The organism is Janthinobacterium amylolyticum, assembly GCF_051380655.1.
In the GTDB taxonomy this organism is placed as follows: domain Bacteria; phylum Pseudomonadota; class Gammaproteobacteria; order Burkholderiales; family Burkholderiaceae_D; genus Janthinobacterium.
Genome location: NZ_JBNYXL010000008.1, coordinates 40,701 through 64,511, shown reverse-complemented (window position 1 = coordinate 64,511; position 23,811 = coordinate 40,701). Strand labels below are relative to the sequence as shown.

The 23,811-nt window shown below is 62.2% G+C and carries 17 protein-coding genes; 16 read left to right on the top strand and 1 reads right to left on the bottom strand.

Annotated features, from left to right (window positions below):
- The first annotated feature begins 20 nt into the window (after positions 1 to 20).
- The 5 genes from acnD to ACQ4WR_RS17780 all read left to right on the top strand — a co-directional run bounded on the left by acnD (position 21) and on the right by ACQ4WR_RS17780 (position 8,830).
- Positions 21 to 2,615 (top strand): Fe/S-dependent 2-methylisocitrate dehydratase AcnD, encoded by a 2,595-nt coding sequence (gene acnD, locus ACQ4WR_RS17800; protein WP_436489249.1) that lies wholly within the window; start codon positions 21 to 23, stop codon positions 2,613 to 2,615.
- A gap of 114 nt (positions 2,616 to 2,729) precedes the next feature.
- Positions 2,730 to 3,929 carry a 2-methylaconitate cis-trans isomerase PrpF gene (prpF, locus tag ACQ4WR_RS17795; protein ID WP_436488889.1) on the top strand — a complete coding sequence of 400 codons (1,200 nt, stop codon included), beginning with the start codon at positions 2,730 to 2,732 and terminating at the stop codon, positions 3,927 to 3,929.
- Positions 3,930 to 4,095: 166 nt separating this feature from the next.
- Positions 4,096 to 5,622, top strand: coding sequence for an MBOAT family O-acyltransferase (locus tag ACQ4WR_RS17790; protein WP_436488887.1), 1,527 nt, complete (start codon positions 4,096 to 4,098; stop codon positions 5,620 to 5,622).
- Between the two features lie 12 nt (positions 5,623 to 5,634).
- Entirely contained in the window at positions 5,635 to 6,888 is a 1,254-nt protein-coding gene (locus tag ACQ4WR_RS17785) for a hypothetical protein (protein ID WP_436488886.1), read from the top strand.
- Positions 6,845 to 8,830: a propionate--CoA ligase gene (locus ACQ4WR_RS17780; protein WP_436488884.1), complete on the top strand. Its 1,986-nt coding sequence runs from the start codon at positions 6,845 to 6,847 to the stop codon at positions 8,828 to 8,830. Before ACQ4WR_RS17785 ends, ACQ4WR_RS17780 begins: the two co-directional genes overlap by 44 nt.
- A gap of 45 nt (positions 8,831 to 8,875) precedes the next feature.
- On the opposite strand, the gene ACQ4WR_RS17775 is transcribed toward ACQ4WR_RS17780, so the two are convergent.
- Positions 8,876 to 9,598, bottom strand: a complete 723-nt coding sequence (locus ACQ4WR_RS17775) for a S24 family peptidase (protein WP_102293380.1) — start codon at positions 9,596 to 9,598, stop codon at positions 8,876 to 8,878.
- 151 nt (positions 9,599 to 9,749) lie between these two features.
- Here ACQ4WR_RS17775 and ACQ4WR_RS17770 point away from each other — a divergent pair, with 151 nt between their 5' ends.
- From ACQ4WR_RS17770 to ACQ4WR_RS17720, 11 genes are all read left to right on the top strand, one after another.
- Positions 9,750 to 10,166, top strand: a complete 417-nt coding sequence (locus ACQ4WR_RS17770) for a hypothetical protein (RefSeq protein ID WP_436488883.1) — start codon at positions 9,750 to 9,752, stop codon at positions 10,164 to 10,166.
- 25 nt (positions 10,167 to 10,191) lie between these two features.
- Positions 10,192 to 10,734: a hypothetical protein gene (locus tag ACQ4WR_RS17765; RefSeq protein WP_436488882.1), complete on the top strand. Its 543-nt coding sequence runs from the start codon at positions 10,192 to 10,194 to the stop codon at positions 10,732 to 10,734.
- 376 nt (positions 10,735 to 11,110) lie between these two features.
- Positions 11,111 to 12,316 carry a phage tail tube protein gene (locus tag ACQ4WR_RS17760; RefSeq protein ID WP_436488880.1) on the top strand — a complete coding sequence of 402 codons (1,206 nt, stop codon included), beginning with the start codon at positions 11,111 to 11,113 and terminating at the stop codon, positions 12,314 to 12,316.
- A gap of 75 nt (positions 12,317 to 12,391) precedes the next feature.
- Positions 12,392 to 12,844 carry a hypothetical protein gene (locus ACQ4WR_RS17755; RefSeq protein ID WP_436488878.1) on the top strand — a complete coding sequence of 151 codons (453 nt, stop codon included), beginning with the start codon at positions 12,392 to 12,394 and terminating at the stop codon, positions 12,842 to 12,844.
- A gap of 8 nt (positions 12,845 to 12,852) precedes the next feature.
- Positions 12,853 to 13,188: a phage tail assembly chaperone gene (locus tag ACQ4WR_RS17750; RefSeq protein ID WP_436488877.1), complete on the top strand. Its 336-nt coding sequence runs from the start codon at positions 12,853 to 12,855 to the stop codon at positions 13,186 to 13,188.
- Between the two features lie 114 nt (positions 13,189 to 13,302).
- Positions 13,303 to 17,859, top strand: a complete 4,557-nt coding sequence (locus tag ACQ4WR_RS17745; RefSeq protein ID WP_436488876.1) for a tape measure protein — start codon at positions 13,303 to 13,305, stop codon at positions 17,857 to 17,859.
- The gene (locus ACQ4WR_RS17740) at positions 17,856 to 19,349 is read left to right on the top strand and encodes a hypothetical protein (protein ID WP_436488875.1); all 1,494 of its coding nucleotides are present in this window, start codon (positions 17,856 to 17,858) and stop codon (positions 19,347 to 19,349) included. Before ACQ4WR_RS17745 ends, ACQ4WR_RS17740 begins: the two co-directional genes overlap by 4 nt.
- Entirely contained in the window at positions 19,346 to 20,209 is an 864-nt protein-coding gene (locus ACQ4WR_RS17735; protein WP_436488873.1) for a hypothetical protein, read from the top strand. The genes ACQ4WR_RS17740 and ACQ4WR_RS17735 overlap by 4 nt, the downstream gene beginning before the upstream one ends.
- A 283-nt stretch (positions 20,210 to 20,492) precedes the next feature.
- Complete coding sequence (locus ACQ4WR_RS17730; RefSeq protein ID WP_436488872.1) at positions 20,493 to 21,200, top strand: hypothetical protein; 708 nt, start codon at positions 20,493 to 20,495, stop codon at positions 21,198 to 21,200.
- A gap of 37 nt (positions 21,201 to 21,237) precedes the next feature.
- A complete protein-coding gene (locus ACQ4WR_RS17725) occupies positions 21,238 to 22,068 on the top strand; it encodes a hypothetical protein (RefSeq protein ID WP_436488870.1) in 831 nt (276 codons plus the stop codon).
- A complete protein-coding gene (locus tag ACQ4WR_RS17720; protein WP_436488868.1) occupies positions 22,068 to 23,684 on the top strand; it encodes a tail fiber domain-containing protein in 1,617 nt (538 codons plus the stop codon). The genes ACQ4WR_RS17725 and ACQ4WR_RS17720 overlap by 1 nt, the downstream gene beginning before the upstream one ends.
- Positions 23,685 to 23,811 lie beyond the last annotated feature (127 nt).

Here is a 23,811-nt window from a genome sequence, read left to right as displayed (position 1 = left end):
GCACTGCAATGACTACGCCGATGAATACCCTGCACCGCAAGCGCTTGCCGGGCACCCAGCTAGACTACTTCGACACGCGTGCCGCCGTCGATGCGATCCAGCCAGGCGCCTACGCCACCTTGCCCTACACCTCGCGCGTGCTGGCCGAAAACCTGGTGCGTCGCTGCGACCCGGCGACCTTGAACGCTTCGCTGAGCCAGTTCATCGAACGCCGCCGCGACCTCGATTTCCCGTGGTTCCCCGCGCGCGTCGTCTGCCATGACATTTTGGGCCAGACGGCCCTGGTCGACCTGGCCGGCCTGCGCGACGCCATCGCGGCCCAGGGCGGCGACCCGGCCCTGGTCAACCCCGTGGTGCCGACGCAGCTGGTGGTCGACCATTCGCTGGCCGTCGAATGCGGCGGTTTCGACCCCGACGCCTTTGCCAAGAACCGCGCCATCGAAGACCGCCGCAACGAAGACCGTTTCGACTTCATCGACTGGACCAAGAAGGCGTTCAAGAACGTCGACGTGATCCCGCCCGGGAACGGCATCCTGCACCAGATTAACCTCGAGCGCATGTCGCCCGTGATCCAGGTGCAGGACGGCGTGGCCTATCCCGACACCCTGGTCGGCACGGATTCGCACACGCCCATGGTCGACGCGCTGGGCGTGATCGCCATCGGCGTGGGCGGCCTGGAAGCGGAAAGCGTGATGCTGGGCCGCGCTTCGTGGATGCGCCTGCCTGACATCATCGGCGTCAAGCTGACGGGCAAACCGCAGCCGGGCATCACGGCCACGGACACGGTGCTGGCGCTGACGGAATTCCTGCGCAAGCAGAAAGTCGTCTCGTCCTACCTGGAATTCTTTGGCGAGGGCGCGTCGCACCTGACCCTGGGCGACCGCGCCACGATTTCCAACATGGCGCCGGAATTCGGCGCCACGGCCGCCATGTTCTACATCGACGAACAAACCATCAAGTATCTGAAGCTGACGGGCCGCGACGACGAACTGGTGAAACTGGTGGAGCTGTACGCGAAAGAGACGGGCCTGTGGGCCGACAACCTGAAGGACGCCGAGTACCAGCGCGTGCTGAGCTTCGACCTGTCGTCCGTGGTGCGCAATATCGCCGGACCATCGAACCCGCACAACCGTGTGCCGACGTCGGAACTGGCCGCGCGCGGCATCTCCGGCGTGGTGGAGAACGAACCGGGCAAGATGCCGGATGGCGCTGTCATCATCGCGGCCATTACCAGCTGCACCAATACGAACAACCCGCGCAACATGATCGCCGCCGGCCTGATCGCGCGCAATGCGAACCGCCTGGGCCTCACGCGTAAACCTTGGGTGAAATCCTCATTGGCACCCGGCTCGAAAACCGTGGAACTGTATCTGCAGGAAGCGGGCCTGATGCCGGAGCTGGAAACACTGGGCTTTGGCGTGGTGGCGTTTGCCTGCACCTCGTGCAACGGCATGTCGGGCGCGCTCGACCCCGTGATCCAGGATGAAGTGGTGTCGCGCGACCTGTACGCCACGGCTGTCCTGTCGGGCAACCGCAACTTCGATGGCCGCATCCACCCGTACGCGAAACAGGCTTTCCTCGCCTCGCCGCCGCTGGTGGTGGCGTATGCGATCGCCGGCACCATCCGCTTCGATATCGAGAAGGATGTGCTGGGCCATGACGCGGACGGCAAGGCGATTTTGCTCAAGGATATCTGGCCGTCCGACGAGGAAATCGACGCCATCGTCGCCTCCAGCGTCAAGCCGGAGCAGTTCCGCAAGGTGTATATCCCGATGTTCGCCGCGCAGGCGGATGACGGCATCAAGGTCAGCCCGCTGTACGACTGGCGTCCGCAGACGACGTATATCCGCCGTCCGCCATACTGGGAAGGCGCGCTGGCTGGCGCGCGTCCATTGAAGGGCATGCGTCCGCTGGCCGTGTTGGGCGACAACATCACCACCGACCACTTGTCGCCATCGAACGCCATCATGCTCGATAGCGCGGCCGGCGAATACCTGGCGAAAATGGGTTTGCCGGAAGAAGACTTCAATTCCTACGCCACGCACCGGGGCGACCATCTGACGGCGCAGCGCGCCACGTTCGCCAATCCGACCTTGAAGAACGAGATGGTCATCGAGGACGGCAAAGTAAAAGCCGGTTCGCTCACGCGCATCGAGCCGGACGGCACGATTTCGCGCATGTGGGAAGCCATCGAAACCTACATGGAGCGCAAGCAGCCCTTGATCATCATCGCCGGCGCCGACTACGGCCAGGGTTCTTCGCGCGACTGGGCCGCCAAGGGCGTGCGCCTGGCCGGCGTGGAAGCCATCGTGGCCGAAGGTTTTGAACGCATCCACCGCACCAACCTGGTGGGCATGGGCGTGCTGCCGCTGGAGTTTTTGCCTGGCGTGAACCGCAAGACCCTGGGCATCGATGGCAGCGAAACCTACGACGTCGTGGGCGAGCGCACGCCGCGCTCCACTTTGACCCTGCTGATCCACCGCAAGAACGGCGAGACGGTCGAAGTGCCCGTCACCTGCCGCCTGGATACGGCAGAAGAGGTGTCGATCTATGAGGCCGGTGGCGTGCTGCAACGCTTTGCGCAGGATTTCCTGGAGTCGTCGAAGGCAGCGTAGGAGTGATGTGATCGCACAATTTACCCCAAAGGCAAGGTCTGGGGTCGGACCCTCAGGGTCCGACCCCGGCACTTCGCCGTTGGGCTTAATCAGTCATTCAACGCAGGAACTTCAATGACCCACACCCCCCAAATCAAAATCCCCGCCACCTACATGCGTGGCGGCACCAGCAAGGGCGTGTTCTTCCGCCTGCAGGATTTGCCCGCCAGCGCGCAAGTGCCTGGCGCCGCGCGCGATGCCTTGTTATTGCGCGTGATCGGCAGCCCCGACCCCTACGGCAAGCAGATCGACGGCATGGGCGGCGCCACTTCCAGCACCAGCAAGACGGTGATCCTGGCGAAAAGCAGCAAGCCTGAGCACGACGTCGACTACCTGTTCGGCCAGGTGTCCATCGACAAGCCGTTCGTCGACTGGAGCGGCAACTGCGGCAACCTGTCGGCCGCCGTGGGGTCGTTTGCGATTGCCAGCGGGCTGGTAGACGCCGCCCGCGTGCCTGAAAACGGCATCGCCACGGTGCGCATCTGGCAAGCCAATATCGGCAAGACCATCATCGCCCACGTGCCCATGACGAACGGCGAAGTGCAGGAAACGGGCGACTTCGAACTCGATGGCGTGACCTTCCCGGCGGCCGAAGTGAAGCTCGAATTCCTCGATCCGGCTGCCGACGAAGAGGGCGGCGACGGTAGCACCTCTGCCATGTTCCCGACCGGCAACCTGGTCGATGACCTCGACGTGCCCGGCATCGGCGTGTTGAAAGTCACCATGATCAACGCCGGCATTCCGACGATTTTTGTCGACGCCGACGCCATCGGCTACACCGGCACGGAACTGCAGGACGCCATCAATGGCGACCCGGCCGCCCTGGCCCGTTTTGAAACCATCCGCGCGCATGGGGCCCTGCGCATGGGTTTGATTTCCCGCCTGGATGAAGCGGCCAAGCGCCAGCACACGCCGAAAGTGGCTTTTGTCGCCAGGCCGGCCGGCTATGTCTCGTCCAGCGGCAAGCGGGTGGAGGCGGGCGATATCGACCTGCTGGTGCGCGCCATGTCCATGGGCAAGCTGCACCACGCCATGATGGGCACGGCCGCTGTCGCCATCGGCACGGCGGCGGCCATCCCCGGTACTCTGGTCAACCTGGCTGCGGGCGGCGGCGAAAAAGCCAGCGTGCGCTTCGGCCACCCGTCCGGCACCCTGATGGTGGGTGCGGAAGCGGTACAGGCGGGCGGCGACTGGAGCGTCACCAGGGCCATCATGAGCCGCAGCGCGCGCGTGCTGATGGAAGGGACCGTGCGCGTGCCCGGCGACGCGTTCTAGCCGGAACACGGTATCGCAGGGCCATAGGGCTGCTGCATTGCAGATAAGTTGATATTTCTGCTGGCAACGAAACCGAGCGACAAGGAAAATGGCGGGGCGTCAGCCGCGAGGCACGTGAGCGTGCAGCGTGAGTTGGCGACCGCCCATTTTCCTGACAGGTGAACCGATGCTATTCAATTCCTGGATATTCCTGTTTGCCTATCTGCCCGTCACGCTGGCCGGTTTTTTCATCCTGGGACGGCGCAGCGAATTATGCGCGGCGGCATGGCTGGCGGCGGCCTCGCTGTTTTTCTACGCATACTGGGACTACCGCTACCTGCCACTGCTGCTGGGCTCCGTCGTCTTCAACTACGGCTGCGCAGCCTGGCTGGCCGCCAGCGTGCCGGCGCGCCGCAAGTGGATACTGGCAGCGGCCATTGCCGCCAACCTTGGCTTGCTCGCCTATTACAAATACGCGGGCTTTTTCGTTTCCAGCCTGGCGCAATTGCTGGACCAGCCGCTTCCCGTCCTGCATGTGATTCTGCCGGTCGGCATCTCCTTTTTCACTTTCACGCAGATCGCTTTCCTGGTCGATACCTGCAAGGGGATGGCGCGGGAAAGCCGCTTTGTCCACTACCTGCTCTTCGTCACCTATTTCCCGCACCTGATCGCCGGCCCTGTCCTGCATCACAAGGAAATGATGCCGCAGTTCGCCGACAGGCGCACCTTTCGCCTCTCGGCCGGCAATATCGCCATCGGCAGCACGATTTTCTTCATCGGCCTGGCCAAGAAGGTGCTGATCGCCGATAACATAGGCGCCTATTCAGCGCCTTTGTTCGACGATCCCGAGGCGCCTTCGCTGCTGATCGCCTGGGCTGGCGTGCTGGCGTATGCCTTCCAGCTGTACTTCGATTTCTCCGGCTATTCCGACATGGCCATCGGTTTGTCGAGACTATTTGGCGTGCGCCTGCCACTCAATTTCGCCTCGCCCTACAAGGCGCGCAATATCGCCCAGTTCTGGCGCCGCTGGCACATGACCCTGTCGCGCTTCCTGCGCGATTACCTGTATATCCCGCTGGGCGGCAAGCGCTGCGGCCCGCTGCGGCGCTACTGCAATCTGATGATCACCATGGTACTGGGCGGCTTGTGGCATGGCGCCGGCTGGAACTTCATCGTCTGGGGCGCGCTGCACGGCGCCTACCTGGCCATCCACAAGGGCTGGTGCGCATTCACCCGCAGATTCCACCTGCCGGCAGACACGCGGGCGGGCAACGCCATGGCGATCCTGCTCACCTTTACCGCCGTCTGCCTTGCCTGGGTCTTTTTCCGCGCCCCGGACATGCCGACCGCCCTGACGATCATCAAGGGCATGGCGGGCCGCTTTGGCCTGGCCTTGCCCGATGCGCTGGCGCCGCATTTGCTGCCGCTGCAGCCGCTGCTGGCCAGCATGGGCATCGATTATTACCTGGGCGGCGGCACGCTCTTCATCGAGACGTGGACGTGGATAGCGGTGGCGGCGCTGATCACCTTTGCCTTGCCCAATACGCAGCAGATCATGCGCCGTTTCGACCCGGCGCTGGATTTCCAGGCAGGAGGGGAGCGCTGGCTCACCTGGCGCGCTTCGCCCGGGTGGGCGGCGGCCATCGCCGTGCTGGCGCTGGCGAGCATGCTGGCCCTGAACCGGCCCGCCGAATTCCTGTATTTCCAATTCTAAGGGGAGCGAACCGTGACGGCATCCTCCTTCAAATCCTACCTGGCCATGCTGGCGCTGCTGCTGGCGGGCGGCGCCATGCTGGTGGGCGCTTTCGTGGTCATTGTCGACCCTTACGGCCTGTATGGCGTCGTCCGGCGTGCCGGTTTCAATGCCGTCAAGCCGGGCTTGAGCCGTTACCAGAACCAGATCAAGCAGGAGCACGCGCTGCGCCGACGGCCACAATTCATCATCCTTGGTAATTCGCGCGCGGAAATCGGCTTCGATCCGCGCGCCAGCGCCCTCGCAGCGCTGGGGGCCGGCTACAACCTGGCGATACCCGGCACGGGGCTGGCCACCTCCGCCAGCCAGTTCGCGCAACTGCGCCAGGCTGGCATCCGTCCGCGCACGGTCATCGTGGGGCTGGAATTCATTGATTTTCTCAACCCCGCCGTTGCGCCAGCCGCACGCCCGGCGCCAGCCGGCGTGTCGCCCGCCCAGGGCCGCGCCGACTGGCGCTTCGACGCGATTTTTTCGCTGGCCTCCGTCAAGGATGCCGTGCATACGCTGCGCATCCAGCGTGACGGCGAGGCGGCCACCATGTCGGCTGACGGCTTCAATCCCTTGCAGGAATATGGCGCGCATGTGCGCCGGGACGGCTACCACAAGATGTTTGCGCAGCGGGCGCGGGAAAGCGCCGCCAACCTGGGCCGCAAATCGACGCGCGGCCTTGCCACCGACGACTTTCTCGCCCTGCGTGCCTTTTTGCTGGCGATGGCGGCCACGCAGGCCGACATCAAGCTGGTGATCTATCCGTATCACGCGCAAATGCTGGCCATGTTTGAAGCGGCAGGGCTGTGGCCATTGTTCGACGAGTGGAAGGCACAGCTGGTGCTGGCAATCGGCGACGTCAGGGTGCGGTTCCCGCACGCGCGCATTTCCCTGACGGATTTCAGCGGCTATGGCGCATACAACTGCGAGCGCATTCCCGCTGCCAATGAGCGGGACGCGGCCACCCGCTGGTACTGGGAAGCGGGGCATTTCAAGAAGGCGCTGGGTGATATCGTGCTGCAGCGGCTGATCGCGCCGCAGGAGATCGCTGCTGGCGACGGGCAGTTCGGCATGCCGCTCGATGGCGCCAGCCTGGCGGCAAACCGCGCGCGGATCGCGCAGGAACGCGGCAGCTGCGCGGCGGCGCAGCCGCGATTGTTTTCAAATCAGTTGCCCGCTACGCAAGATAGTCATTTTGGAGGACGCACACACACACAAACAAGCGCAACATATAAATAAGCGCAAGATATACGAACAAATAACAACGACAGATTGCAAGCCTACCGGAGGAGACATGAATTTCGCAGCATTTTATCAACGCTCGATCGACACGCCTGACGCTTTCTGGCGCGAGGAAGCGGAAAAGATCGACTGGAATACCCCGTTTTCGCAAGTGCTCGATTATTCGCGCCCGCCATTTGCCAAATGGTTCGTGGGCGGCACCACCAATTTGTGCCACAACGCCGTCGACCGCTGGGTCGATAGCCAGGGCGATGCCGCCGCACTGATCGCCATTTCCACCGAGACGAATACGGAGCGGACGTACAGCTTCCGTGAACTGCAGCGCGAAGTGGAGCGCTGCGCCGCCATCCTGCTGTCGCTGGGCGTGACCAGGGGCGACCGCGTGTTAATTTACATGCCGATGATCGCCGAGGCGGCGTTTGCCATGCTGGCCTGCGCGCGCATCGGCGCCGTGCATTCCGTCGTCTTCGGCGGCTTTGCCGCCAACAGCCTGGCCAGCCGCATCGACGACGCGCAGCCCAAGCTGGTGTTTTCCGCCGATGCCGGCTCGCGCAATGGCAAGGCGATCCCTTACAAGCCGCTGCTTGATGAAGCCATCCGCCTGGCCGGCCACAAGCCCGAACACGTGCTGCTGGTCGACCGCCATCTGGTGCCGATGGAGCTGACGCCGGGCCGCGATGTCGATTATGCGGCCTTGCGCGAACAGCACCTGGATGCGCGTGCGCCCGTCACCTGGCTGGAAGCGAACGAGCCGTCGTACGTGCTGTACACCTCCGGCACGACAGGCAAACCGAAGGGCGTGCAGCGCGACGTGGGCGGCTACGCGGTGGCGCTGGCGTCGTCGATGCAGTACACCTTCTGCGGCAAGCCCGGCGAAACCTTCTTTGCCACCTCGGACATCGGCTGGGTGGTGGGGCATTCCTATATCGTCTACGGCCCGCTGATCGCCGGCATGGCCACCATCCTGTACGAGGGCTTGCCCATTTGCCCTGATGCGGGCATCTGGTGGAGCATCGTCGAGAAATACCAAGTCACGCGCATGTTCTCGGCACCGACGGCCATCCGCGTGCTGCGCAAGCATCCGGTGGAACTGATGCGCAAGCACGACCTGTCTTCCCTGAAGGCGTTGTACCTGGCGGGCGAGCCGCTCGATGAAACCACTTCGCAATGGATCGCCGACGAACTCAAGGTCGACATCATCGACAACTACTGGCAGACGGAGACGGGCTGGCCGATCCTGTCGGTCGCGAAAGGTGTAGCGGATACGCCGACGCGCCTGGGCAGCCCCGGCCTGGCCATGTACGGCTATCAGGTCAAGCTCCTCAACGAGGCGACGGGCAAGGAGTGCGGCGCCAACGAGAAGGGCGTGCTGGTGCTGGAAGGCCCGCTGCCGCCCGGCTGCATGCAGACGGTGTATGGCGACGATGCGCGCTTTGTCGATACCTACTGGTCCACCTTCAGCGGCCGGCAAGTGTATTCCACCTTCGACTGGGGCGTGCGCGACGCCGATGGCTATTACTTCATTCTCGGGCGCACGGACGACGTGATCAACGTGGCCGGCCACCGCCTGGGCACGCGCGAAATCGAGGAAAGCATCACCAGCCACCCGAACGTGTCGGAAGTGGCGGTGGTCGGCGTGGAGGATAAACTCAAGGGCCAGGTGGCGATGGCCTTCGTGATCCTGAAGAACCTGCAGGGCTTCGACAGTGTGGAGGCGAAGGCGCGGCTGGAGCGCGACGTGATGGCCGTCGTCGACCGCCAGCTGGGCGCCGTGGCGCGGCCTGCGCGCGTGCTGTTCGTGACCCAGCTGCCAAAGACGCGCTCCGGCAAGCTGCTGCGCCGTTCCATCCAGGCCATCTGCGAAGGGCGCAGCCCGGGCGACCTGACGTCAATGGATGATCCGGCCGCGCTGCAACAGATCCAGGCGGCGCTGGCTTAAACAGACGGTACATTACCGGAGTTTATCAAACGATAAACTCCGGTATCAGATGCGGTCGCTTTCCTTGCGCACCACCCGGCCAACGATCAGGCACTCGTTGCCGCGGCACAGTTTGCGGTGGTATTTACGCTGGTCGGGATTGTCCGACGTCAGCCACCATTCGCCGATATCGCGCGCCATGCGCTTGACCACCGGCTCGCCTTCGTAGTTCACGGCGAACACCACGCCATCGGCGGGCCGGTTGTCGGCCGTATTGATGATCACCACGTCGTCCTCGTACAGGGCCGGCTCCATGCTCTCGCCCTTGACCTTGATGGCGACCAGCCGCTCCGGATGAAAACCATTGCGTTCGACCCAGCTGCGCGGCACGCTGATGGTGCTGCCGTCGTGCGTTTCCGGCTCGATGGCAAAGCCCGTGATGCCGGCCGACAGCCGCAGTTTTACCTTGCGGATCGGGTAGAAGCGTTCATCTTCGCCATCGGCCACGACCACCGGCTGCACCTCGCCCAGGGCGCCCAGGGCGCGCGCAGACATGGCCGCCTGGTCGGGCGCCGCGCCCTGGTCGAAGTACATGCCGTCCAGGCGCAGGTCCGCTTCCAGCTTGCGCGCGATCTTCTCGCTGAAGGCGCGGCCCTCGCGGTACGTGGGCGAGAGGATTTGCGAGATGCGGGCCTCGCTCCAACCGCTGGCGTCGGAAATTTTCTTGCGCGTGTTGTCGTAGTGATCGCGTATCAGGGCCAGCAGGCGGTCGCGTCTGTATTGATACATATTCATCTCCACATTAAACCTGAAATTTACCGTTTGATAAATTACCAAATGCTTGACTTTAACATTAGCGATTGCTAAAGTCCAGTTGTTGCCTGTCGCAAATTCGCACAACAGCGTCTGCGGGCTGGCGGCACCACGGGAGGTCAGGCAGATGTTGAACAGCAGTCAGTTGGTTGAAAGCAGGGGGGCGCCACGGCAGGGACGCCAGATACAGGGACGCAGCAGGAAGTCGCAGCTGCATATCGCCCGCATCGCGCAGTACATCGGCGAGCACGGGCAGGCCAGCGCGGCGCAATTGTCCGCCTTGCTGGGACTCGATGCCGGCACCATGAGCCGCTATTTGCGCCACATGTGCGGCATCGGGCAGATCCACCTGGCGCAGCGCCATTGCACGGAGCCGGGGCGCCAGCGGCCCGCCCTGTACGCGCCGGGCGAACAGGACGAGGATGCCGATGGCTGGGCCGAGCTGCCGCCGCAAGTGCGCCGCACGGCCAGCTGGCCCCGCGGCGCGGTGAGCCGCGATCCGCTGGTGGCGGCGCTGTTTGGCCCGGCTGGTAACAACGATTAGTATCAACGAGGAACGAGGAGAAATCATGGGGTTTGCAGAAAAATTCATCGCATCGCTGTCATCGCGGAATTTGCGCGACGATGCCGTCCACCACGACCTGGATGTCATCGCCGCCGCCGCGCTGGCCGGCGACATGGGCGCCTTGCTGTGCCGCGTCAAGTATGCGGACGGCACCATCAGCCGCCTGTTCGAAGGCAATGCCGGCAACCTGGCGCAGCTGCTGCGCGCGTGGACGCAGGCCGTCACGCACAAGGGCCGCGCGCGGCGCTGGGTCAAGGCGAACACCGCCTGGGATGCGCAGGCGGCCAACACCTTGTACCGCCGCGTGGCTGAAGCGTCGCTCGCGCATTGGCTCGACAGCAAATGCAAGGCTTGCCACGGTACCGGCGTGGTCGCTTCCGCTACGGCGGGCGCGCCGCTCGTGTGCAAGGGCTGCCAGGGCAGCGGCGAGGCGCCGATTACCTGCTCCGGCGGTTTTGAGCTCGAGCGCATCAAGGATATGGTCAGCGAGCTGGAAGCCATCTTCCAGTCGCACGGTGCCCGTGCCATGCGCCGGCTGGGACACTGAAAAAAATTCTGCAATATGCCTGGCGATGAAAAAAATCCTCCTACAATGGAGTCTCGCTCAAGCAGCAAACAGCAGCAAACAGCAGCAACAGTGACCGCACCAGCAACACCGCGGTATAGCAAGACTACATGCTTCCCCACTCGTAATAGGCGCGCCGCCGGCGTGCCACCGATAGGGGAAATCAGCGCAGCGAACCGCCATCATGGCGCACTTCGCCCAAGCCCCATCCGGCGCGGTCCTGCGCCACCCGGATGCGGCGACGCCAGCCCGCCGCTTCGCCGCGTGCGGGCTGTTGCGTTTCTTCCCCTGAATTCCAGTTGTTCCCTCCCGAGACCGCAGATGCGGTCTTTTTTTCATCCCACGAAAGGTATTACTTATGGCATCGACAGCAAACGGTATCGACAGCTTGATCGTTATCAGCAAACAAAGCGCCGAAGGCAGCAAGGCTGCCGCCGGCGGCGGCCAGATTTATCCCCGCGTCACCGCCACCTTCGACACGGAAGCGGACAAATACGCCAGCGCCGAAATCGACGCCAGCCAGCAGCAGGGCGATACCCGCCTGGGCAACTTCCGCACCACGGGCGCCATCAAGGCCGAAGCGGCATGCGGCACGTATGCGCCGCTGATGGCCGCGCTGCTGCGCCGCGACTTCACGGCCGGCGGCGTGGCTGCCGCGCAAACCACCATTGCCGCTGCCGCCACGGGCCTGACCCGCAGCGCCGGCTCCTGGCTGGCCGAAGGCTTCCGTGCCGGCAGCGTGGTGCGCATCACCGGCATGACGGCACCGGCCGCGGCCAACAACGGCAAGAACTTTTTTGTCACGTCCGTCACCGCCACCAACCTGAATGGCCAGTTCATGGACGGCTCGGCCATGATCGTCAAGGCGGCCGGCGACTCGGTCGGCGTCGCGGCCGTGGGCAAGCGCAGTTTCACCCCGTTGACGGGCCACACCACCGACTGGTTCACGGCCGAAGTGCAGGACCCGAACATCGGCGTGCACCGCAGCTTCGTCGACCAGCTGGTCAGCAAGATGGATATCGCCGTGCAGCCGAACGGCATCACCAGCCTAGACTTCACCCTGATGGGCAAGGCGGAAGGCCCGACCACGGCCGTGCCGCATTTCGCCACACCAGTGGCCGCGCCAGGCAACGGCAAATTCTCGGGCGCCACGGCCATGCTGTCGGTAAACGGCATTCCGTCGCAGATCTGCACCGGCATGTCCGTCTCGCTGGATGGTCAGGTCAAGGTCGACCCGGTGATCGGCTCGAAGTACGCGACGGCCGCCTCGCGCGGCAAGGTCATGGGCTCGGGCCAGTTCACGGTGCTGCTGCAGGACGCCACCTATCTCGATTACTTCAAGTCCGAGACGGAAATCCCGCTGGCCTACGCCATGGCGTCGGGCACGGCGCCGAACGCCGACGTGCTGGCGCTGGCCATGGGCCGCATCAAGATCACCTCGGCCAAGATCGACGACGGCGAGAAAAACAAGATCGTCACCTGCGCCTTCGACGTCCTGCGCTACAAGGGCAATGACGCGCAGCATGAAGCGACCACCTTGAGCATCCAGGACAGCGCGCTGTAAGCAGCTGGCACCTGTACCAGGGCCGCCGTGATGGCGGCCTTTTTTATTCTTATCCTCATCAAGAAAGCAAATTACATGAACAACGCACAAATGATCGCCTCGGCCGGTTTTGACATCTCCCTGCTGAATGACGCCAACAAGTCCGTGGACCAGGTACACCTGGTCTCGGTCCTGTTCGACGAAGACGGCGCCCACAAGGCCGGTTTTGAAATCGTCAGCAAGAATTCCGACCAGTATCGCGCCGTGATCCGCGAAACGTCGGTGGTGGCGATCAAGCGCTCCGTGCAGAAAAGCAAGCAGATCGATGCGAAGACGGACGAAGGCGCCGCCGAACTGTATGACCTGGCGGAAAACCGCAACCTGAAGATCGCCATCGCGGTGGTGGTGGGCATGCCTGGCTTCGTCGACAAGGGCGTGCAGGTGCAGCCGTCTCCCGCCTTGCTGAAGGCGATTTTTGAAAAAATGCCATCCTGGCAGGAAAAAGTGCTGGCCGCACTCGAGGCGGACGGCAATTTTTTGACGGTCTAGCCGCCGCCTTGCTGCGCTTTGCCGACGAACAGTTCGAGCGTTCGGCAAGGGCGGCTGATGGTAATGCGAAAGGAGAGCACCTCGATGCCGCCAAACGCCATCCACTCTACCGGGAGCCGCAGGCTCCCGTTCGTGCGCAACTGCCGTTCGAACTGGCGCACGTGTGGCGGCTTTTTGTGCAGATGAGTCGCAAGCGACAAAACGGCATGGCGTCCAATCCCTTGAGCAGTCTGGATATCCTGGCATGGCAACTGCGGCATCGTATCCGCCTGGCGGTATGGGAAGAGGAACTGGTCGATCAGCTCGATGCAGCGTATATCTTCCATCAAAACAGTTCGCTTTAGCCCTGGTTTTGCCCTGATTTTTATAGCAGAGGTGACACGGAAAACACAACAGCCGTCGCGGAGGTGGCCTCGATTGCACTGCCACCTTTGCGGTGGTTTTTTTATGGGTAAATTATGACCGTTGAAATTGAAACATTACAGATACGCATAGATACGCTCAATGTGCGTATCGCGGCAGATGACCTGGAACGCATGCGCGAGGCCAGCGAACGGGCTGCCAAGGCGACGCTGACACTCGATGAAGTTACGAAAAAATACACCGAGATACTGTCCAGCCTGGGTATCTCGAACAGTATCGGCCACATCGTCAAATTGTCTGACGAGTATACGAAACTGACTGCGCAATTGCGCATGTCGACCAGCACCACACAAGAATTTGGCGAAGCGTACGACAATGTCAAGCGCATTGCCGCCTCGGGACAGACGGACCTCGCAGCTACGGCGGGTCTGTATGCCCAAATGAACGATGCAACCAAGAAACTGGGCATCAGCCAGGCCGAAGTGGCCGGCATCACCGAGGCGCTCAATCTTGGTGTCAAGGTCAGCGGCGCATCGGCGGCAGATTCCGTTACCGCCTTCAAGGGCTTGTCCGATGCCTTCGCCGATGGCGCTCTGAGCAGCCAGCAATTCAATGCGATCAGCCAGGCCGCTCCCGAGGTCATGGCGGCAATGGCCGCCGGCCTCGGCGTGTCGAAAGAAGCGCTCGCCGGGCTTGCCGGCGCTGGATTGATCACTGCCGAGGTGATGGCCGTCGCGCTGCCGAACGCACTGGGTCAGCTGCGTAAGGAGGCTGAACAGTTCGAAACCATCGGTGGCAGCTTTACAGTCCTGAGCAATAACGTGATGGAATTTACGGCGAGACAGGCGGAGTCGACCGGCGCCGTGCGTCTGATGACGACCGGTCTCGAATTTCTGTCAAATAACCTGACCCTGGTCGTCGGCGTGCTTGAAACGCTGACCACGGCGAAGTTCGCGACGTGGGCGTACGGCGTCGTGACGGCTACTTATAGCAAGGTCACGGCCAACCGGGCCTTGCTGGCATCCACCCTGGCGGCGGCGAATGCCGACGTGACGGCGACCGCCGCCACGTCGGCACTGGCGGCTGCGCGTGTTGCTGAATTGCAAGCAACGATACGCGCCAGCCAGGCTGACGTGGCACTGGCGTTGACCACCAATGGCCTCATCCCGGCCCAGGCCCGCGCCGCAGTTGCTGCCGAGGCCCATGCGGCAGCATTGGTGGCGCAGACGGCGGCAATGCGTGCCGCGTCCGTGACCGCTGGGGTGTTGCGCGGTGCGTTGGCATTTCTGGGTGGCCCGATCGGCTTGATTGTCACGGTGCTGGGCTTGGGCGCAACCGCCTGGGCCATGTGGGGCAGTTCATCGAAGGACAATGCGGAGAAGGCCGTAGAGCCCATGCGCAAGAGCACCAAGGAAATTCTTGCCGAACTCGATAAGCAAATGGTGCAGCTTGCAAAGCGCAATGAGCTGGCAAAGCTGGGCGTGTCCGGGCAGGGATTGGATACCCCGGCTGGCGCTCGCATGCTGGAGATATCCACGGAAATGGAGGCGGTGCGCAACCGCACGGGGAAATACAAGTCCCTGGACAACGCCGGGCTGGACAGCAACCTGGCAAGGCTCCAGAGCGAGTTCGATGCACTGCGCGGTAAGCTCAAGCAGCTTGATGCGCAAAGCGCGGAGGGCAAGCCGAAGAATGACCCCGCTGCACGCGTGTCGTCGCCGCCCGCTGCGCCAACGCCTTTCAAATCCATGATGGATGACATGCTTGGCAAAACCCGCGACCTCAAGCGTGAGGCCGAAGGCTATGCCGAGCTGAATGAGGCACAACAGTTCGATTATCGTTTGAAAGAAATCCTGGCGGATCGGACTAACAAAGTGACTGCGTCGCAACAGGCGGGGTTCGAGGTCCAGCGCAAGGTGATACAGGCTCATCTCAACGAGATCGAGGTGGACAAGAAAGCCAAGGAAGCGGCGGAACTGGCGCTGGCAGACGCGAAAGCGCTGTCCGATACGCGGACGCAGGCCGTTGCCGATGCCGCCAAGGAAGCCGAGGCTGGCGAAAAGCTGGTGGCCGTATATGGCATGAGCAAGGCCGCCATCGCGCAAAATGAAATGGCGCTGCTGAAGGAACAGCGCGCCGCTATGGCCGTGGGGAACGAAAATGTGGCGCAGATCGAGTATTTGAATGCCTTGATCGATGCCAAGCAGCGCAGCATGACGGCGACGGAAGAACTGGCCGCCAAGGAAGCATCCGCCGCTGCGGCTAAAAAGGCCTCCGATGACTGGGCCGCCAGCGCCAAAGATATCGAAAAATCGCTGACCGATGCGTTCATGAACGGCTTTGAAGGTGGCAAGAACCTGGCAACCATGTTCCGGGATAAATTGAAGAGCATGTTCAACAACCTCGTGCTGCAACCGATCATGTCGCCCATCGCGGCCGGCTTTGCCTCGTTCCTGAATCCGGGCGCCGCGCAGGCGCAGGGCAGTGTGGCCAATGGCGGCGGCATACAGTCGTTCCTGAGTTCGGCGAAGGGCATATACGACTCGTTGTCAACCGGACTGTCCGGTATTGGCAACTCCGTGGCCGATGGCGTACAGCGCGGTATCAACATGCTGCAAGGTAATTCTTACTCTCCGTTTGTCAGTGCCAATGGTTCCTTCGCTACTGGTGTCGGAGCGGCAGCGAGCGTCGCCGCTGGCGTCATGGGCGGCGTGTACGGTGGCAAGATGATTTCAGGGGAGTACGGCCGTAATGGCATCGTCAATGCTGGCACGGCGATCGGGGCTGTCGTTGGCAGCATTTTCCCGGTGGTAGGTACTGCCGTTGGCGCGCTGGTGGGCGGCCTGCTGGGCGGCGCCGCGAACCGCCTGTTCGGCATGGGCGAGAAAAAGGTCAGTAGCGCAGGTATCTCCGGCAACCTCGGTACGGATGGCTTTACGGGCGAGAGGTATTCGAACTGGAGCCAGAAGGGCGGCCTTTTCCGCTCGAATAAAAAGGGTACCGACCATTCTGCGGTGGATGCCGAGCTGGCCACTTCACTGGGAGATACCTACGCGCAAATGAAAGCTGTGACAGGCGCCTTTGCCAGTACGCTGGGCGTGAACACGGATGGCCTCGCCACGCGTACGCAGTCGCTCAATATTGTCCTGACCAAGGACGATACGGCCAATCAGAAAGCCATTGCCGACTTCTTTACTGGCGTGGGTGATGCCATGGCCATGGAATTGGTCCCTTCCTTGTCGCAGCTGAGCCTGAAGGGTGAGTCGGCGAGCACTGCGCTGCAACGCCTGGCAGGTAGTTATGCCACCGTTGAAGCCGTGCTTGCGACCCTGGGCAGCACCTCGCAGCAGGCGTTTGGCGCTGTGGGCGTGGCGTCTTTGGCCGCGCGCGAACAGCTGGTCAAGGCTGCCGGCGGCGTTGAGGCGCTTGGTAATCGGACGGCATTTTTTGCCGAGAACTATCTGACCGAAGCCGAGCGCCTGGCGCCCGTGCAAAAGCATGTGACGGAGCAGATGGCCGCCCTGGGTTATGCCAGCGTGACCACGCGTGCGCAGTTCAAGGACACCGTGCTGCAGCTGGCCAATTCCGGCGCATTGGCCACCAAGAAGGGCGCCGAGCAGTATGCGGGCCTGATGGCCTTGGCCGATGCGTTTGCAAAAACGCATGCGGCAACGGAAGACCTGAGCAAATCGGAGCAGGGCATCGCCGACGAGCGCAAGGGTATCCAGGACAAGCTTGACCAGATGACGATGACCTCGGCCCAGCTGCGTGCCCGCGAACGGGCGTCGGTCGATGCCTCGAACCTGGCGCTGTATGACCAGCTCCAGGCGCGGCAGGACATCGCCAGCGCCTACGAGACGGAATCGGCAGCCCTCAAATCCACCATTGACCGCCTGAAAACGTTCGGCGACGGCATCCGCACCTTCAAGGATTCGCTGCTGCTGGGCAGCCTGTCGACCCTGACGCCGATGCAGAAAATGGCCGAGGCGCAGCGCCAGTATGAAGAGACATTGGCCAAGGCGACGACAGGTGATGCGGCGGCGCAGTCTGGGCTGACGGCGGCGGCTACTGCTTACCTGACGGCGAACCAGGTGGTCAAATCGTCGAGCGACGCCTATGCGGCCGATGCGGCGCGGGTGCAGGCGGATCTGGCGGCGCTGGCGGCGATTGCCGGTACGCAGCTGAGCGATGCGCAGAAACAGCTGACGGCCCTCGATACGCAGGTAGGGCAGTTGATCAACCTGAACAAGACGGCGGTGGGTATCAAGGAAGCCGTCGACGCGCTGGGGGCCGCCCTGCGTGCCGGCGGCAAGACGGACATCACCGACGGGATGCTGTTCGGATCCTCTTTCGGCATGCCGGTTGCCGCTGCGGCTGCGGCTGACGACATGCTGGTCGATGTGCCGGCGGCGCAGGCCATGCAGCACTATTTCAGCGCCAGCGATGGCGCCAATGAAGCGCTGGTGGCCGAGATCAAGGGCTTGCGCGAAGAAGTGCGCCAGCTGCGCGCCGACCAGGATCAGCAGACGGGCGCCATCATCAGCAGCAATTACGACGCCAATGAACGTGCCGCCGACAAGGTGTCGGCCGGCGCCTCGGAAGCGGCCAGGGCTTCAGTCTGGGCCAGTCAATCGAAAGCGAGCATAGTATGAACGAGACCTTCAATGCGGCCATGAGCGACACGCAGTTCGCCGCGTGGCTGCGCAATTCCGCGGCACGGCGCCTGGTGCTGATCGAGGTGGCGGTGCGTAGCGGTGGCCAGGAACGCATGCGTTTCCTAAGCACCGGCGCCTATGTCACGGCGCCCGATGACACGCCACCCAACCTGGCCTACCAGTCCATTGTTTCGACGGGCATGCAGTTTACCGAGCAGCTGTCGCTGGGCGGCGAAGCGAGCCTGTCGGCGGGCGATATCGAGATCCACAATCCGTCCGGCATCCGTGACGCCTGGCTCGATGATGTGTGGATGAACCGTCCGATCCGCGCCTGGATCGGTGATCCGCGCTGGCGTCGTGGCGACTTCCGCATGATCTTCAACGGCGTGGTCGCCGACGTCGCGCCGAAAGGGCGCGACAAGCTGGCCCTGAAACTTCGCGACAAGCTGCAGCGCCTGAACACGCCCGTCAGCGAGGCCAAGCTCGGTGGCGCGACGCCCAACAAGGACGCCGTGCTGCCGCTGGTCTTTGGCGAGGTGCACAACATCACGCCGCTGCTGGCCGATCCGGCCCTGCTGCAGTACCAGGTGCACGACGGCGCCATCGAAGGAATCATCGAAGTGCGCGACAACGGGGTACCAGTGCGGGTGACGGCGGACAAGGCAAGCGGCAAATTCGTCTTGGTGGCGCCGCCCGCCGGGACCTTGACCGTGTCGGTGCAGGGCGACCGTGCCACCGGCTACGCCACTACCGTGGCGGCACTGGTGCGGCGCCTGGCCACAGGCTACGGCAAGGCGGGCGACCGCTTTGCCGATGGTGATCTGGATACGGCCAATCTGGCAGCCTTTGATGCTGCGCATCCGCAAGCGGCTGGCCTGTTCCTGGCCGGGCGCACGAACGTGCTCAATGCCTGCCAGATGCTGGCGTCCAGCCTGGGCGCGCAGCTGGTGATGTCTCGCCTCGGACAACTGCGGCTGCTGCAAATCAGCCTGCCTCCGGCCGGAACGCCAGCGGCAGTAGGGCCGCAGCACATGGTGGCCGGCAGCCTGACGCCTGTCAGCCGCAATGCGCCGACGGCATCCGTCAAGCTGGGCTTCAGCAAGAACTGGACGGTGCAAAGCGGCTTGCAGACGGGTATTCCGGTTCAGCACAAGGATCTGTTTGAAACGGAATGGCTGACCGCCACCCGTGCGGACGCTGGCGTGCAGGCCGATTACCGGCTCGATGCGGAACCGGTGCAGCAGGACACCATGCTGCTGCGCCGCGTGGATGCCGAAGCCGAGGCCCAGCGCCGCCTGGCGATCAGCCGGCTGCCGCGCACGGCGTATGAATTCGACGGTACGGCGGAAATGCTGGCGCTGGAACTGGGCCAGGCCGTGACGGTGACGCATCCGCGCTTCGGCATGGAAAACGGCGTGGCCGGGCAGGTTGTCTCACTGGCCCCGGATTGGCTGACAGGACATGTGAAAGTGGGGTTTATCGTATGAGTACCATCATGAATGACCGCGACGTGCTGCTGCAGGCAACGTCGCCAAGGCTGACGGCGCCGGAGGCGGGGGCCGCGTTGCTGCTGACCGTGGACACGCCCGTGTTCCACGTCAGCACCAGCGGTGGCGGCTCGCCTGCCGTCGTCAATTTCAAGGCCACGCAAATCAATCTGCCCGGCACTGTGCAATTTAGCTGCAGCGCTGGCGGCGTCCTGAGCGGCACTGGAAACACGCGCAGTCTGGCCTATAGCGCCATGTCGGTGCAGCAGGTGACCGTGACCGCCACCTTGCTGCACGACAGTGGCGTGACCTTCACGGCGCAGCAGATCGTCAACAAGGTGCAGGACGGCTCGAATGGCGTGCCGGGATCGAATGGTTCGAACGGCAGCAGCGGCAAGTCGGCACGCCAGTGTTTCACGCTGATCGACGGCTATGCGCTGGCTTTCAATCCCGCCAGCGTGACGGTACCGGGCGATGCCTATCCGCCCGTGGGCACCTGGGGCGAGACGCGCGCCTGGGGGGCGGCCATCAATGGCGCGCCGGCGGAACGGCAAGTGTGGTTTCAGTCCAGCGGTAACTACGACCCGGTGATGAACCAGACGGTGTGGACGACGCCTTTCCAGAGCTATGCCAAGTTTGGCTCGCTGGAGGCGATTTCGACCAAGACGGGGGCGCTGACTTTCAGCGATACCTGCAAGTCGGCCAATGGCAATGTCGTCATTAATTCGGACGGCACGTTTTATTTGCGCTCTACGCCCAGTGAGGTGACGGGATATCAACGAATTGAACTTAATGCGAACGGATTTTACGTGTTCAATAAAGATGGCCGGGCGGTGATAGAACTTGGGATGGCTTTATGAGGGCCGCCGCGTTGATACTCCGTACCGATGCGGGCCGGGTGATATTCGATTCGCGGCAGGCTGCGGGTGGGGTCTGTCTCGGGATATTCGCCATTCCTGCGACAGGAAAAACCCTCAACTTTCCTGGCTTGCCGCGCGGCCGCACACCGATGGTGGTGTATGGGGATGGGCAAAACCATATGCAGTGGTCATATGATGAAACATATGGCTATCCGCGCTTTGTTTTCCCTGTCAGCAGTGGTATGCCATCAACCATCATGACGACTGCGGGAGTGTACTTGAAATGACAAACACACTACGCATTTTGAATGCCGCTGGCGATCTGGTGGTCGATAGCAATACACCGGGTACCGCCTGCATAGGCAAAGCGACCTTCTTGAAAACTGTCCAGGCTTACTACATGGACGACGCTTGGCAGACAGGCTACTCCCAATATACGTTCGCGACGGATCGTCCTGTGCTGTGGGCGTTCGATCTTCCGCTTGGTCGGCGTGTCGGTATTTTGGGCACATCATATAAGGATGGTGTCCATACGGTGGGGGTATATTGCGGCGCCGGGGGAGACTTGCGGGAATTTGACACGCAGGAAGCAGTCGATGTATGGGCCTTTTCCACCATATCCCAGGCACGCTCGAAGTTTGGCTTGATCTTGCGGCATAGCGAGGAGCGCTACGTCACCCACGACTTTGGCACACCGAATATCACTTTCCCAATTGCGTCCGGATCGCTGGGCGAAGGTGTGCGGATTCCCTCCGTTGGCCGTCCAATCGCCATTGGAAATGCGCCATTTTACGATGTTTCGTACTTTGATCTTGAGCCTGGCTACATCCTGACGAATAACCGTAATTTTCTTGTGCGCTCCTCGAATACGGTGGGCTATTCGGCAGGACTCACATTGAAGAGGATCGCATCGTATGGCCAGCCGGGCGAGGGCTCAACGGTGAGCCATCCGGCGCCCTTCCTCGTGATAGACGGGACCTTTTTGCCCTAGCGTCCGATATTTTATACATCACTGGAAAGAACATGCTATGACGAATTTACGCATCATCCACCACAATTCGGCTGACCAAGCCGTCATCACGGCGTCGAGCCAGTCTGGCGCCCTCGCCGTGGCGAACTTGCAGACAGACATCAAATCCGAAGTCTGGCGCTCCACAGACAAAAATGCCACCCTGCGCGCGGTTTTTCCGTCTGTCACCCTGATCGGCGCTGTCGCGCTGCCATTTTGCAACCTGAGTTCGACCGCCACCTTGCGCGTGCGCGGCTATACGCTGGCGTCCGATGCGGCACCCGCATTCGACACGGGAGCGGTGCCGGCCTGTGCCCATCAGCCGCTGGGCGCCTGGGACTGGGGACTGGAAGCCTTGGGCGTGAACGCCTTCTCGTATGGCGGTGGCGCCTACGGCCGCATCTGGTTTGCACCGGCATGGGTGGAAAAACTGGAAATTGACATTGACGACGCGCTCAATCCTGCCGGCTATATCGAGGCGTCGCGCCTGGTTGCCGGCATGTACTGGTCGCCTGAAAACAATGCCGATTATGGCGCCTCTGTGACGGCCGATGACGCCAGCCAGCATTACCGCAATGAAGGCGGTGATTTGCTCACGAATGTGGGGCCGCGCAGCCGCAAGCTGGCCTTGAGCCTGAATGCCATGTCGCCACGCGACCGCAGCAAGTTGATGGCCATCTTGCGCGGCAATGGCAAGTCGCGTCCGGTTTTTATCAGTCTGTTTCCGGAATCCGATGATCCCCTGCTGGAGCAAGACCACCAGGTCTACGGCAAGCTGCCCGATGCGGTTGCCGTCGCCGCGCCCCAGTTCGAACGTTATTCGACATCCATAACTGTAGAGGAAATTTGATGCCAGCCAATTTTTATCCAGGGCAGACCGACTACCTGCGCAAACTCAATGACTTGGCCCTGGCGCATGATATCGCTGATATCCCCGCCAATACTGCCGCTGCCGCAGCCAGTGCCGCCGCCGCTGCACAGTCCGCTACGGGAGCACGATCGGATGCGCTCAACGCCTCGGCATCGAGCGCATCGGCCGCCGCCGCCGTCGCCTCGTTCGATGTGCGTTACCTGGGTGCCAAGGCTGCAGCACCCTCGGCTGACAATGCCGGCGCGGCGTTGTTAAATGGTGCGCTCTATTGGGATACCGTGTTGAATGGCGGATGTCTGCGCGTGTATCAGAACGGGCGATGGGCAGACGTGCCGGCGAATACCGCCGAGCAAGTGACCGTTACCCCTGCGGGCGGTATTGCTTCAAGGAATGTCCAGGCAGCACTGGTTGAACTCGATACCCGGAAGGCGGAACTGAGCCGGTTGGCCAAGGTTGCGACGACGGGCAGCAAGGCCGATGTGGGGCTGGCAAATGTGGACAACACGACGGATCTGAATAAGCCAGTCAGCAGCGCCACGCTATCGGCGCTGAACATGCTGGACGCGAAAAAAGTCGACGCAGCCAGAGTAAGCAATGTCGACAATACTGCGGACATTGTCAAACCGGTAAGCGTGGCAACCTATGCTGTGTTGAATACTAAAGTCAATATATCTGATATGAATGCTGCGCTGGCTGGAAAGCAGGCCAATCTGGGCTTTTTTCCCGTGCAGCAAGGCGGCGGTATTGGCCAAGGAAATAATAAGGTATTCCTGGGATGGGCGGAAACTGGTCTCCAGCTTACTGTGGACGGTACTGACCTCGGTAGCCTGGCCTTGCGCAGCCAGCCCAATCGCTGGACGGATGTCAATTACTTCATGAAAAGAGCATACCTGGAGTTTGCGGATGTCGAGCGTATTACCAACAGCATACCGGGTGTCGGCCAGGTTTCCATATGGGGAGCGACGGCGGATTGGCCGCTGTGTGTAATGAACCGGGCAAAGGATAGTTGGGTGCTGGTGGTCACGAACACCGGCGATGTCCAGGCGGCGCGCGATCTGATTGCCAATCGCAATCTGCTGGTGCAGAACGGCTATTTTACCCAGGATGTCCAGGCCAGGCGCACGCAGATCCTTGTGCCGCACGGTGAGGGCGATCCCCGTATCGAACTGATACGCCAGGGCGCATGGGGCAGAACGTGCCGTCTCGATGCCAATGCCGCGCTTATATGGGAAAACACAGCGGGAGCTACCTCAGCCTATCTGGACAATGGCGGTGGCATGTATGCCAGCAGCTTTAATCAGACATCGGATGAGCGCCTTAAGGAATCATGGGATGCGCTTGGTGAAGACTGGTTGGCCAAGCTGGCGTTGACCAAAGTGGGAACCTATTGCCTGAAGGCCACAGGCCAACGCCGGATCGGCGTCTCGGCTCAATCATTGCAAGAGTCCACGCCTGTTGCTGTGAGTGCAGACCTGGACGGCATGCTGTCCATCGATGCTGTCGGTACGGCCATTGCTGCAAGCGTAAGACTGGCCGCCAAGGTGTGCGAACTGGAACATCGTCTGGCGCAACTGGAGGCCGGTCTTGCAGTGTAGATGCTGCAGCCTGACTGTGTCTGGACGATAACACGCCAATCAAACTGCGTTGCATATTTCCACTAGTTTGTGGCTAGCGGATGCCTGCCTGGATGCCCATTGCAAGGCACGGCTTGCTCTTCTAGAA

What these genes read in the sequence shown, in the direction of transcription:
- ACQ4WR_RS17745 (WP_436488876.1), top strand. Translation starts at nt 13,303, where the DNA reads ATGACCGTTGAAATTGAAACATTACAGATACGCATAGATACGCTCAAT.
- ACQ4WR_RS17765 (WP_436488882.1), top strand. Translation starts at nt 10,192, where the DNA reads ATGGGGTTTGCAGAAAAATTCATCGCATCGCTGTCATCGCGGAATTTG.
- ACQ4WR_RS17760 (WP_436488880.1), top strand. Translation starts at nt 11,111, where the DNA reads ATGGCATCGACAGCAAACGGTATCGACAGCTTGATCGTTATCAGCAAA.
- ACQ4WR_RS17735 (WP_436488873.1), top strand. Translation starts at nt 19,346, where the DNA reads ATGAGTACCATCATGAATGACCGCGACGTGCTGCTGCAGGCAACGTCG.
- prpF (WP_436488889.1), top strand. Translation starts at nt 2,730, where the DNA reads ATGACCCACACCCCCCAAATCAAAATCCCCGCCACCTACATGCGTGGC.
- ACQ4WR_RS17790 (WP_436488887.1), top strand. Translation starts at nt 4,096, where the DNA reads ATGCTATTCAATTCCTGGATATTCCTGTTTGCCTATCTGCCCGTCACG.
- acnD (WP_436489249.1), top strand. Translation starts at nt 21, where the DNA reads ATGAATACCCTGCACCGCAAGCGCTTGCCGGGCACCCAGCTAGACTAC.
- ACQ4WR_RS17755 (WP_436488878.1), top strand. Translation starts at nt 12,392, where the DNA reads ATGAACAACGCACAAATGATCGCCTCGGCCGGTTTTGACATCTCCCTG.
- ACQ4WR_RS17770 (WP_436488883.1), top strand. Translation starts at nt 9,750, where the DNA reads ATGTTGAACAGCAGTCAGTTGGTTGAAAGCAGGGGGGCGCCACGGCAG.
- ACQ4WR_RS17740 (WP_436488875.1), top strand. Translation starts at nt 17,856, where the DNA reads ATGAACGAGACCTTCAATGCGGCCATGAGCGACACGCAGTTCGCCGCG.
- ACQ4WR_RS17720 (WP_436488868.1), top strand. Translation starts at nt 22,068, where the DNA reads ATGCCAGCCAATTTTTATCCAGGGCAGACCGACTACCTGCGCAAACTC.
- ACQ4WR_RS17775 (WP_102293380.1), bottom strand. Translation starts at nt 9,598, where the DNA reads ATGTATCAATACAGACGCGACCGCCTGCTGGCCCTGATACGCGATCAC.
- ACQ4WR_RS17725 (WP_436488870.1), top strand. Translation starts at nt 21,238, where the DNA reads ATGACGAATTTACGCATCATCCACCACAATTCGGCTGACCAAGCCGTC.
- ACQ4WR_RS17730 (WP_436488872.1), top strand. Translation starts at nt 20,493, where the DNA reads ATGACAAACACACTACGCATTTTGAATGCCGCTGGCGATCTGGTGGTC.